We start from the raw sequence: 11,246 nt of genomic DNA, 5'->3' as shown, positions 1-11,246 counted from the left end.
GGCCGCAGCCTGCCGATATCGGCGGCGGCATGGATGCCGTTGCGGTTGGGTCCGGCCTCGGCGTTCGCGACCCCTCGGACATCGCTGCGAAACGGGCAGCGACGTGTCTGCTCAGGACCGGATGGCGCCGGGGCGCGCGGAACGCTTGCGCGGGATGCAGGGCCCGGCCCCAGGCAACCCTGCGGTGGTGCAGCGCGATGTCTTGTACGTCGCGTCGAACGAGGGCACCGGGAAGCGGCTGACGGGACGGGGCATGGCCCGGTTCCCGAAGTGCGAGGATTCCCCGCGGCCGGGGCGGGCCCCGCCGGCGCGCGCTTGACTTTGACGGGTATTGGCCCTATCCACGCCGGGATTCCCGGAAGGTCCGTCCTTCCGGTCCCCGTCTTGCCGGGGATCGCCCCCCGTCAGCGCGTTGCGCCCACGGGGGCGCACCTGTTTATTCGCGCCCGTGCTTTTCGGGCAAACGGCAACCATTGGAGGGCCGCCGATGTTTGAAAACCTGTCCGACCGCCTTGGCGGCGTCTTCGACCGGCTGACCAAGCAGGGCGCGCTGTCCGAGGAGGACGTCGCCGCCGCCATGCGCGAGGTCCGCGTCGCGCTGCTGGAGGCCGATGTCTCGCTGCCCGTGGCGCGCAGCTTCGTCAAGGCGGTGACGCAGAAGGCCACCGGAAGCGCCGTCACCAAGTCGATCACCCCCGGCCAGCAGGTCGTCAAGATCGTCCATGACGAGCTGATCAAGGTCTTGCAGGGCGAGGGCGCGCCCGATGCGCTGAGGATCGACAATCCCCCGGCGCCGATCCTGATGGTCGGGCTTCAGGGCTCGGGCAAGACCACCACCACGGCGAAGCTGGCGAAGCGCCTGAAGGACCGCGAGAAGAAGCGAGTGCTGATGGCCTCGCTCGACACCAACCGCCCGGCCGCGATGGAGCAGCTGGCGATCCTGGGCCAGCAGATCGGTGTCGACACCCTGCCCATCGTGCCGGGAGAGAATGCGGTGCAGATCGCCAGGCGCGCCAAGCAGCAGGCGACGCTGGGTGGTTATGACGTCTACATGCTCGACACCGCCGGCCGGCTGCATATCGACGAAGTGCTGATGGACGAGGTGCAGGCCGTCCGCGACGTGGCCAGCCCGCGCGAGACGCTCTTGGTCGTGGACGGCTTGACCGGTCAGGACGCGGTGAACGTCGCCAGCGAGTTCGACGGCAAGGTCGGCATCTCGGGCGTGGTGCTGACCCGGATGGACGGCGACGGCCGCGGCGGCGCGGCGCTGTCGATGCGCGCCGTGACCGGCAAGCCGATCCGCTTCGTGGGCCTGGGCGAAAAGATGGACGCGCTGGAGGCCTTCGACGCGCAGCGCATCGCCGGCCGCATCCTCGGCATGGGCGACATCGTGGCGCTGGTCGAGAAGGCGCAGGAGGTGCTGGAGGTCGAGCAGGCCGAGCGCATGATGAAGCGCTTCCAGAAGGGCATGTTCAACATGAACGACCTGCGGGGCCAGCTTGAGCAGATGCTCAAGATGGGCGGCATGCAGTCGATCATGGGCATGATGCCCGGCATGGGCAAGATGGCCAAGCAGGCCGAGGCCGCCGGCTTCGACGACAAGGCGATCAAGCGCCAGATCGCGCTGATCAACTCGATGACGAAAAGGGAACGCGCCAATCCCGACCTGCTGCAGGCCAGCCGCAAGAAGCGCATCGCCGCCGGGGCGGGCATGGAGGTGTCGGAGCTCAACAAGCTTCTGAAGATGCAGAAGCAGATGGCCGACACGATGAAGAAGCTGGGCAAGATGGGCAAGGGCGGCATGCTGAAACAGGCCATGCGGGCCATGACCGGCAAGGGCGGCGGGCTGCCCGACATGGCCAATGTCGATCCCGAGAAGATGGCCGAGGCCACCCGGATGCTGCAAGACCCCAAGGGGCTGGGCGGCCAGCTGGGCGGCATGGGCCTGCCGGGCGGGCTTTCCGGCCTGTTCGGGAAGAAGTGAGCGCATGATCCGGCTTGCCGACACGCCCGTGCTGACGACCGAGCGGCTGGTCCTGCGCGCCCCGCAGGCCGGCGACTGGCCGGCATGGCGCGATTTCTTCGAAAGCGACCGCGCCGGCTTCGTCGGCGGGCCGATGGCGCAGCCCGGCCAGTCCTGGCGTGCCTTTGGCCATTTCATCGGCCATTGGGTGCTGCGCGGCTATGGCATGTTCGTGCTGACCGAGCGCGGATCAGACCGGGCGCTGGGGGCGGTCGGGCCGTGGTTTCCCGACGGCTGGCCCGAGCATGAGATCGGCTGGACGCTGTGGTCCGGCGGGCTGGAGGGCAGGGGCTATGCGCATGAGGCGGCCCTGGCGGCGCGCGATTTCGCGGTCCGCAGGCTCGGCTGGGCGCGGCCGGTCAGCTATATCGACCCGGCGAATGTGCGTTCGGTCGCGCTGGCCTGTCGGCTTGGTGCCGCGCATGACCCCTTGGCGGAGGCGCCGCATTTCGGCGACGACCGCGCGCCGCCGCATGTCTTTCGCCATCCCGCCACAGGTGCGGCATGAATGGCGCGTCCCGTCCAGATGCGGCGCCGCGTATTGCAATCGCTGGAGACCCGAATGAGTGATCCGACCGCCCGCGCCGCGACCCTGCTGAAAGAGCATCGCGCCAGCATCGACCGGCTGGACGCGATCTTGGTCTATACGCTGGCCGAGCGGTTCAAGCACACCCAATCCGTCGGCCGCCTCAAGGCCGAACACGACCTTCCTCCGTCCGATCCCGCCCGCGAGGCGAGCCAGATCGAGCGGCTGGAACGCCTCGCGCGCGAGGCCGACCTGGACCCGGAATTCGCGCGCAAATTCCTGAACTTCGTGATCGCCGAAGTGATCCGGCATCACGAGACCTTCCTTCCCTGAGGCGGGATCTTCCCGCCAACCCCGCCATTCCAAAGGAGAAAACGCAATGGCAATGAAAATCCGCCTGGCCCGTGGTGGCTCGAAGAAACGCCCCCATTACGCCATCGTCGCGTCCGATTCGCGCATGCCGCGCGACGGCCGCTTCCTTGAAAAGCTGGGCACCTACAACCCGCTCCTGCCCAAGGATTCCGAGGATCGCATCAAGATGAACCTCGAGCGCGTGCAATACTGGCTGTCGCAGGGCGCCCAGCCGACCGACCGCGTCGCCCGCTTCCTGGAGGCCGCCGGCGTCAAGGAAAAGACCGAGCGCAAGAACCTGAAGAAGGGCGAGCCCGGCAAGGCCGCCAAGGAACGCGCCGAAAAGCGCGCCGCGCGTGAAGCCGCCGCCAACGCCCCGGCCGAAGAAGCCGCTTCGGAATAATGACCGAGCGGGTCTGCGTCGGTGCGATCGCGGGCGCCTTCGGCGTCCGGGGCGAGGTGAGGCTGAAAAGCTTTACCTCGCAGCCCAATGATATTGCCGCCTATGCCCCGCTTTATACCGAAGACGGCAGCCGCTCGTTCACCGTCCGCCTGACGCGGCCGGTGACGGGCGGGCTTGGCGCCCGGCTGTCGGGCGTCGAGACGCGGGAACAGGCCGAGGCGCTGAAGGGCGTCACGCTCTGGGCCGACCGCGACAAGCTTCCGGCGCTGCCGGACGACGAATTCTACCATGCCGACCTGATCGGCCTGTCGGTCCATGACACCGGCGGGGCGCTGCTCGGCAAGGTCCGCGCGATCTATGACCATGGCGCGGGCGACATCCTGGAGATCCACGGGCCCGGCCGGCGGCGGGTGCTGCTTTTGCCCTTTACCCGCGCCTTCGTGCCCACGGTGGACCTGGCCGCCGGCCGCATCGTCGCCGACCCGCCGGACGAGCAGGAATGAGCGATGCGCCGAGATCCCACGGCCGGCTGTCGATCCGCGCCAGCCTGCAGCCGCGCGACCTGATGGCCGCGCCGCAGGTCAGGGGCGCCTGGACCGCCCAGGTCGTCACGCTGTTCCCCGAGGCCTTTCCGGGGGTTCTGGGCCTTTCCCTGACCGGCAGGGCGTTGACCGAGGGGCTGTGGAACCTGCGCAGCATCGACCTGCGTCCCTTTGGCATTGGCCGGCACCGCAACGTGGACGACACGCCCGCCGGCGGCGGCGCCGGCATGGTGATCCGCCCGGATGTCATGGACGCGGCGCTGCGCGAGGCGGGGGCCGACCTGCCGGTGATCTATCTTTCGCCGCGCGGCAAGCCCTTTACCCAGGCCCGCGCCCGCGAACTGGCGCAGGGCCCCGGCATGACCCTGATCTGCGGCCGGTTCGAGGGCGTGGACCAGCGTGTGCTGGACGCCCATGGCGTCGAAGAGATCAGCATCGGCGACTATGTCCTGACCGGCGGCGAGCTGGCCGCTCAGGTCTTGATCGACGCGACGGTTCGCCTTATACCGCGCGTGCTGGGGAATCAGGACTCTCTGGCCGAGGAATCCTTTTCCCCGGACCATGGCGGCCTGCTGGAACATCCGCAGTACACGAAGCCCGCCCTTTGGGAAGGCCGCGCGATCCCGGAGGTGCTTTTGTCCGGCAATCACGCGGCTATTGCCAATTGGCGGCACGACATGGCCGAAAGGCTGACCAAGGAACGCCGCCCCGACCTGTGGCGGGCATATGAGCAGGCTCATATGGACCCGGCAAAGGACCGACAGCTCTCGGGCGCATCAGACCAATCGCGGGACTACCGCGAGCAACCGAAGGAACCAAAGCGATGAACCTGATCGCCCAACTGGAAGCCGAGCAGATCGCCGCGCTCGGCAAGGACATCCCCGATTTTAAGGCCGGCGACACCGTTCGCGTCGGCTACAAGGTGACGGAAGGCACCCGCACCCGCGTGCAGATGTACGAAGGCGTGGTCATCTCGCGCAAGGGCGGCGGCATCGGCGCCTCGTTCACCGTGCGCAAGATCTCGTTCGGCGAGGGGGTCGAGCGCGTCTTCCCGCTTTATTCGACCAACATCGACTCGATCACTGTCGTGCGCCGTGGCCGCGTCCGCCGCGCCAAGCTGTATTACCTGCGCGATCGCCGCGGCAAGTCCGCCCGCATCGCCGAGGTCAGCAACTACAAGCCCAAAGCCGAAGCCAAGGCCTGAGGAGACGCGCCATGAAAGCAGACATCCATCCCGACTACCACCTGATCGAGGTCAAGATGACCGACGGGACCACCTATCAGGTGCGCTCGACCTGGGGCAAGGAAGGCGACACCATGTCGCTGGACATCGACCCGAACTCGCACCCCGCCTGGACCGGCGGCTCGGCCAAGCTGATGGACACCGGCGGCCGCGTGTCGAAGTTCAAGAACAAATACGCCGGCCTGGGCTTCTGATCCCGCTGCCGACCGGAATTGCGAACGCCGCCCCCTTGGGGGCGGCGTTTCTCGTTGCGGCGGGCGGTGGGCGGCCCTGGCGCGTGCGGTGGCGCAAGGCCGGCCGCGACGGATCGGCGGCTCAATAGGCCAGGCCGAAGATCGGCATCCAGGCCGGCATGCTCGGGGTGCGGTTCAGCGCCAGGCCGGTCAGCTCGCCCCGGCCGGTATCGATCACCACACGGCCGTCGCGATATTCGCGCAGCACCGGGCCCTGTGCGCTTTGATAGGGCGACAGCGCGATGGTGGCATAGCCGCGGTTCGGCCTAGAGAAAACGGCGTGGATCATTGGATCGCTCCTTTCCGGTCGAGGCGATGGATGGCGGTATCCCAGCGCGCCGGATCACGGTGGCGCATCAGGTCGCGCGCGGTCTCGAAGGGGTCGCAGGTGATCAGCCGCAGCGGAATGCCGGAAATGCGATGCGGCTTGCCCGTGCGCCGGTCGATCAGGCTGACGGCATAGCGGGGCGAGGCAGGCATGGCGGCCTGCAGCGCGCGATCGGCAAAGGCCGACAGATGGTTCAGCATGGTCATCTTTGGCTCCTTCCCTTGACTGACCCGGCCGGGGCTTCCGGCACCGCTATATAACGACATAGTTGATCGTGTTTTTCAAGATAAATATCTACCGGCTTTGTCGTGATAAAAGAATGAAGCTGGAACAAACGGTTGAACGGCCGGCGGGGCAGGGCTGTCCCGCTGCGAAAAGCGTGCGCCGGGCCGCGATTCGGCCGGTCTCGGCGCTTTTCATCGTGCCGGGCGCGGCCTATTGTCCGGCGCGACGCGGGCCGGCATCGCAGGGGGATTCGTGGCGCATATCATCGTCGTCGGGAACGAAAAGGGCGGTTCGGGCAAGTCCACGACCTCGATGCATGTGGCGACCGCATTGGCGCGCATGGGCCACCGGGTCGGTGCGCTGGACCTGGACGTGCGCCAGCGCAGCTTCGGCCGCTACCTGGAGAACCGGGCCGCCTTCGCCCAACGCGAGGGGCTGGACCTGCCCACGCCGCTGCTGGGCCGGCTGGAGCCCGAGACGCAGGGCGGCCCGGACCCCTTGTCGCAGGCGGTGGCCGCGCTCGAGGCGGAATGCGACTTCATCCTGCTGGACTGTCCCGGCTCGCATACCCGGCTCAGCCAGATGGCGCATACGCTGGCCGATACGCTGATCACGCCGATGAACGACAGTTTCGTCGATTTCGACCTTCTGGCGCGCCTGTCGCCCGAGGGCAGGATCCTCGGCCCTTCGATCTATGCCGAGATGGTCTGGTCCGCCCGCCAGCTGCGCGGCGAGGCGGGGGCCGGGCCGATCGACTGGCTGGTGCTGCGCAACCGGCTGGGCACGCAGGCCATGCACAACAAGCGCAAGGTCGGTGGCGCGCTGACCACGCTGTCCAAGCGCATCGGCTTTCGCGTGGCGCCGGGCTTCTCCGAGCGGGTGATCTTCCGCGAGCTGTTTCCGCGCGGATTGACGCTCTTGGATCTCAAGGACATCGGCACGGAACAGCTCAACATGTCCAACATCGCCGCCCGGCAGGAACTGCGCGAGCTGATCGGCGAGCTGAACCTACCCGGCGTCAGCGTTTCCTTCTGAAACCCGGCCGGCATTGTTGCCGATGGCCGGCGCCATTATGTTGCGCGGCAGATTGGATTGGAGGGGACGATGACGGCAGCCTGCCGGATCACCCGAATCGCGGTGCTGGCCCTGGCCCTGGCCCTGGGGCCGGGCGGCAAGGTCATGGCCGAGACGGCGGGTGCCGTCGAGCAACCCGAATTGCCGGTGGTCACGCTGGCCACCGCCCGGCAGGACTGGATCGAGGCGCGGGTGCCGGTCTCGGGGTCACTGGTCGCCCGGCAGGAGGTGCAGGTCCATGCCCTCGTCTCGGGACACGAGATCACCGGCATCAAGGCCGAGGTCGGCGACCGCGTCCAGGCCGGGCAGGTGCTGGCGCGGCTGTCCGATAAGGTGCTGTCGGCGCAACTGGCCCAGGCCGAGGCGGAATATCAGCGCGCCGAGGCCGGGATCAGCCAGGCCGAAAGCCAGATCGCCAGCGCCCAGGCCAGCCTGACCCAGGCGGTTGCGGCGCTGGAGCGCACCCGCAGCCTGCGGCAAAGCGGCAATGCCAGCCAGGCGGTGCTGGACCAGGCCGTCGCCACCGAGGCCTCGGCGCGCGCGGCTGCGGCCTCGGCCTCGGACGGGCTGGGCGTGGCGCGTGCCGCCCTGGCGCAGGCCGATGCGGCGCGGCGCATCGCGCAGCTGAACCTGGACCATGCCCGCATCATCGCCCCGGTCGACGGGCTGGTGGTGGCCCGCACCGTGCGGCTGGGCGCCATTCCCGGCGGCGGGGCCGAGCCGCTTTTCACCCTGATTGCTGGCGGCGAGGTCGAGCTGGAGGCCGATGTGATCGAGACCGCGCTGAGCCAGCTACACCCCGGCGATGCCGCCGAGATCGAGGTCGCGGGCCTTGGCCGCGTCCAGGGCCAGCTGCGCCTGGTGCCGGCCGCCGTCGATCCGGTGACGCGGCTGGGGCCGGCGCGCATCGCGCTGGACCCCGATCCGCGGTTGCGGACCGGGCTTTTCGCCAGCGGCTGGATCATCACCGACCGGCGGCAGGCGGTGACGGTGCCTGCGTCAGCCGTCCTGGCCGATGCCTCGGGCGAGCGGGTGCAGGTGGTCAAGGACGGCCGGATCGAGACGCGCGAGGTCCGCGGCGGGCTGATCTGGCAGGGCCGGCGCGAGATCCTGGAAGGCGTCGCGCCGGGCGAGACGGTCGTGGCCCGCGCCGGCGCCTTCTTCCGCAGCGGCGACCAGGTGCGGGCGGCGCCATGAACTTCTCGGCCTGGTCCATACGCCATCCGGTGCCACCCATCGCGATCTTCCTGGTGCTGATGCTGATGGGGTTTTACAGCTTCAGCCGGCTGGCGGTGACGGCCATGCCGAACATCGACCTGCCGCTGGTCAGCGTGGTGGTCAGCCAGCCGGGTGCCGCGCCCTCGGAACTGACCCGGCAGGTGATCCAGCCCATCGAGGATTCCATCGCCTCGATCACCGGCGTGCGGCACATCACCTCCTCTGCGACCGACAGTTCGGCCCGCATCTATGTCGAGTTCGAGCTGGAGACCGATACCGACCGCGCCGTCAACGATGTCAAGGACGCGGTGGCCAATGTCCGCGCCGACCTGCCCGAATCCATCGTCGAGCCGCTGATCCACCGCATCGATATCAGCGGCATGGCGATCCTGACCTATGCCGTCAGCAATCCCGGCATGAGCATCGAGGAACTGTCGGATTTCGTCGACGACGTGGTGTCGCGCGATCTCTCCACCGTGCCGGGCGTGGCCAGCATCACCCGCATCGGCGGCGCCGACCGGCAGATCAACGTGGATCTGGACCCGCATCGCATCATGGCCTTCGGGCTGACGGCGGCCGAGATCTCGGAGCAGCTGCGGGCCAAGAACATCGACATGGGCGGCGGGCGCGGCGACCTGGCCGGCACGGAATATTCCATCCGTGCGCTGGGATCGGCGGGCGACGTGGCCCGGCTGGCCGCGACGCCGATCCTGATCGGGGGCGGGCGCACGGTGCGGCTGGACCAGCTGGGCAGCGTCACCGACGGCGCCAGCGAGGAACGCAAGTTCGCCCTGCTCGACGGCCAGCCGGTGGTGGCCTTCGGCGTCTTCCGCGCCAGCGGCGAATCGGACCTGGAGGCCGGCGACGGCACCAAGGCCCGCATCGCCGAGATCGAGGCCCGCAACCCCGGCACCCGCATCACCCTGATCGACGATGCGACGACCTATACCTCGGGCAGCTATCACTCGACCATGGAGACGCTCTACGAGGGCGCGGCGCTGGCGGTGGTGGTGGTGTTCCTGTTCCTGAGGAACTGGCGCGCGACGCTGATCGCCGCCGTGGCGCTGCCCCTGTCGATCATCCCGACCTTCTTCGTCATGCATTGGCTGGGCTTCACGCTGAACGGCATCAGCCTGCTCGCGATCACCCTTGTCACCGGCATCCTGGTCGACGACGCCATCGTCGAGATCGAGAACATCGTGCGGCACATCAACATGGGCGTTCCCGCCTATGAGGCCAGCATGGAGGCCGCGAACGAGATCGGCCTGACCGTCATCGCCATCAGCTTCTCGATCGTCGCGGTCTTTGCCCCGGTCAGCTTCATGGGCGGGATTCCGGGCCAGTATTTCAAGCAGTTCGGCTTGACCGTCGCGGTTTCGGTGCTGTTCTCGCTCCTGGTGGCGCGGCTGATCACGCCGATGCTGGCGGCCTATTTCCTGCGCGACAACACGCGGCTGGCCGAGGAGCGCGACGGACCGGTGCTGCGGAGGCTGATGGCGGTGCTGCGCTGGACGCTGCGCCATCGCGGGCTGACGTTGCTGATGGGGCTGGGGGTCTTTGCCGGCTCGATCTTTTCCGCCACGCTGCTGCCGACCGAGTTCATCCCGGCCTCGGATGTCGGCCGCAGCCAGATCAGCATCGAATTGCCGCCGGGCGCCACGGTGTCGGAAACCGAAGCCGTGGCAAGGATGATCTCGGCGCGCATCAAGGCGGTGCCCGAAGTGCGCTCGGTCTTCGTCAATGGCGGCGAGGACGACGTGGCCAAGGCCAAGCTGATGGTCAATTACGGCCCCAAGGAAGAGCGCGAGCGATCGAGCTTCGCCATCGAGGACGAGTTGAAGCGCGACCTGTCGCAGATCCCCGACCTGCGGATCAATTTCCAGAACGAGGAGGGCAATGCCGACCTGTCCATTTCGGTGCTGGGCGATACCGAGGCAGGCGCGGCCGAGGCGGCCGAGCGGCTGATGGCGGCGATGAAGACCCTGTCCACGCTGGAGGGGGTGACATCCTCGGCCAGCCTGCAACGGCCCGAGATCCAGGTCCATCCCCGCCCCGAGGTCGCGGCCCAGCTGGGCGTGACGGCAAGCGCGCTGGCGACGACGCTGCGGGTGGCGACGCTGGGGGACACGGAATCGAACCTGGCCAAGTTCAACACCGGCGACAAGCAGATCCCGATCATGGTGCGGCTGGACGAGTCCGCCCGGCGCGACCTGATGACGGTGCGCAACCTGCGGGTGCCAAGCTCGGCCGGGCAGGTGCCGCTGGAGGCGGTGGCGGATGTGTCGATCTCGGCCGGGGCGACCGAGATCGGGCGCTACGACCGGCGCTATCGCACGACGGTTTCGGCGAATCTGGCCGGCGGCGCGCTGCTGGGGCCGGTCAATGCCCAGGTCACGGCCCTGCAGGACCGGGTCGAGCTGCCGGCCGGGACCGAGATCCAGCCCTCGGGCGATGCCGAGATCATGGCCGAGGTGTTCCAGGCCTTCACCGTGGCGATGATCTCGGGCGTGCTGCTGACCTATGTGGTGCTGGTGCTCTTGTTTCACAATTTCGTCACCCCGGTCTCGATCCTGATGTCGCTGCCGCTGGCCATCGGCGGCGCGATCCTGGCGCTGTTCCTGACCGGCAATTCCATCAGCATGGCGGTGGTGATCGGCTTCCTGATGCTGATGGGGATCGTGACCAAGAACGCCATCATGCTGGTGGAATTCGCGGTCAGCGCCATAGACCGCGGCGTGGAGAAGCGCGAGGCGATCCTGGATGCGGTGCACAAGCGCGCCCGGCCCATCGTGATGACCACCATCGCCATGACCGCGGGCATGGTGCCCTCGGCCCTTGGCACCGGTGAGGGGGCCGAGTTCAGTTCGCCCATGGCCATCGCGGTGATCGGGGGCCTGCTGCTGTCCACGCTGCTGTCGCTGCTGTTCGTGCCGTCGCTGTTCTCGGTCATCCATGGCGGGCAGGTGCGAGTGGCGCGCTGGCTGCGGCGGCGGATCGGGCTGAACGCGGCACCGGAGCCGGCCGGCGAGTGAGGCCGCTGCCGGGGGCTTCGCGCCCCCGGACCCCCGCGGGATATTTGG

The 11,246-nt window shown here is 68.3% G+C and carries 13 protein-coding genes; 11 read left to right on the top strand and 2 right to left on the bottom strand.

Features of this window, described 5'->3' with window-relative positions; genetic code table 11:
* Nucleotides 1-487 precede the first annotated feature (487 nt).
* Genes ffh through rpmE form a run of 8 tightly spaced genes read left to right on the top strand, consistent with a single transcriptional unit; the run spans nt 488 to nt 5,282 of the window.
* Complete coding sequence (ffh, locus tag ACDP63_RS15975; protein ID WP_024844938.1) at nt 488-1,984, top strand: signal recognition particle protein; 1,497 nt, start codon at nt 488-490, stop codon at nt 1,982-1,984.
* A gap of 4 nt (nt 1,985-1,988) precedes the next feature.
* Nucleotides 1,989-2,531, top strand: a complete 543-nt coding sequence (locus tag ACDP63_RS15970) for a GNAT family N-acetyltransferase (RefSeq protein WP_024844937.1) — start codon at nt 1,989-1,991, stop codon at nt 2,529-2,531.
* A gap of 54 nt (nt 2,532-2,585) precedes the next feature.
* Nucleotides 2,586-2,882 (top strand): chorismate mutase, encoded by a 297-nt coding sequence (locus tag ACDP63_RS15965; RefSeq protein ID WP_024844936.1) that lies wholly within the window; start codon nt 2,586-2,588, stop codon nt 2,880-2,882.
* Nucleotides 2,883-2,928: 46 nt separating this feature from the next.
* Complete coding sequence (gene rpsP / locus ACDP63_RS15960) at nt 2,929-3,303, top strand: 30S ribosomal protein S16 (RefSeq protein ID WP_024844935.1); 375 nt, start codon at nt 2,929-2,931, stop codon at nt 3,301-3,303.
* Nucleotides 3,303-3,806, top strand: a complete 504-nt coding sequence (gene rimM, locus ACDP63_RS15955) for a ribosome maturation factor RimM (RefSeq protein WP_024844934.1) — start codon at nt 3,303-3,305, stop codon at nt 3,804-3,806. Before rpsP ends, rimM begins: the two co-directional genes overlap by 1 nt.
* On the top strand, nt 3,803-4,672 hold the full coding sequence (gene trmD / locus ACDP63_RS15950; RefSeq protein ID WP_024844933.1) for a tRNA (guanosine(37)-N1)-methyltransferase TrmD: 870 nt from the start codon (nt 3,803-3,805) through the stop codon (nt 4,670-4,672). The genes rimM and trmD overlap by 4 nt, the downstream gene beginning before the upstream one ends.
* Nucleotides 4,669-5,049, top strand: a complete 381-nt coding sequence (rplS, locus tag ACDP63_RS15945) for a 50S ribosomal protein L19 (protein ID WP_024844932.1) — start codon at nt 4,669-4,671, stop codon at nt 5,047-5,049. The genes trmD and rplS overlap by 4 nt, the downstream gene beginning before the upstream one ends.
* 11 nt (nt 5,050-5,060) lie before the next feature.
* Complete coding sequence (rpmE, locus tag ACDP63_RS15940) at nt 5,061-5,282, top strand: 50S ribosomal protein L31 (protein ID WP_011750118.1); 222 nt, start codon at nt 5,061-5,063, stop codon at nt 5,280-5,282.
* A 121-nt stretch (nt 5,283-5,403) separates the two neighbouring features.
* Here rpmE and ACDP63_RS15935 read toward each other — a convergent pair whose 3' ends face one another.
* Nucleotides 5,404-5,610, bottom strand: a complete 207-nt coding sequence (locus ACDP63_RS15935; protein WP_024844931.1) for a hypothetical protein — start codon at nt 5,608-5,610, stop codon at nt 5,404-5,406.
* The gene (locus ACDP63_RS15930; RefSeq protein ID WP_024844930.1) at nt 5,607-5,855 is read right to left on the bottom strand and encodes a hypothetical protein; all 249 of its coding nucleotides are present in this window, start codon (nt 5,853-5,855) and stop codon (nt 5,607-5,609) included. The genes ACDP63_RS15935 and ACDP63_RS15930 overlap by 4 nt, the downstream gene beginning before the upstream one ends.
* Nucleotides 5,856-6,126: 271 nt before the next feature.
* On the opposite strand from ACDP63_RS15930, the gene ACDP63_RS15925 reads away from it, so the two are divergent.
* The 3 genes from ACDP63_RS15925 to ACDP63_RS15915 all read left to right on the top strand — a co-directional run bounded on the left by ACDP63_RS15925 (nt 6,127) and on the right by ACDP63_RS15915 (nt 11,198).
* The gene (locus ACDP63_RS15925) at nt 6,127-6,909 is read left to right on the top strand and encodes a division plane positioning ATPase MipZ (protein WP_024844929.1); all 783 of its coding nucleotides are present in this window, start codon (nt 6,127-6,129) and stop codon (nt 6,907-6,909) included.
* 69 nt (nt 6,910-6,978) lie between these two features.
* Nucleotides 6,979-8,145 (top strand): efflux RND transporter periplasmic adaptor subunit, encoded by a 1,167-nt coding sequence (locus tag ACDP63_RS15920; protein ID WP_024844928.1) that lies wholly within the window; start codon nt 6,979-6,981, stop codon nt 8,143-8,145.
* The gene (locus ACDP63_RS15915) at nt 8,142-11,198 is read left to right on the top strand and encodes an efflux RND transporter permease subunit (protein ID WP_024844927.1); all 3,057 of its coding nucleotides are present in this window, start codon (nt 8,142-8,144) and stop codon (nt 11,196-11,198) included. The genes ACDP63_RS15920 and ACDP63_RS15915 overlap by 4 nt, the downstream gene beginning before the upstream one ends.
* Nucleotides 11,199-11,246 lie beyond the last annotated feature (48 nt).

Source organism: Paracoccus sp. P2, from assembly GCF_046335115.1.
Taxonomy (GTDB): domain Bacteria; phylum Pseudomonadota; class Alphaproteobacteria; order Rhodobacterales; family Rhodobacteraceae; genus Paracoccus; species Paracoccus pantotrophus.
The sequence above is the reverse complement of the archived record's forward strand: the minus strand, read 5'-3'. Positions and strand labels throughout refer to the sequence as shown.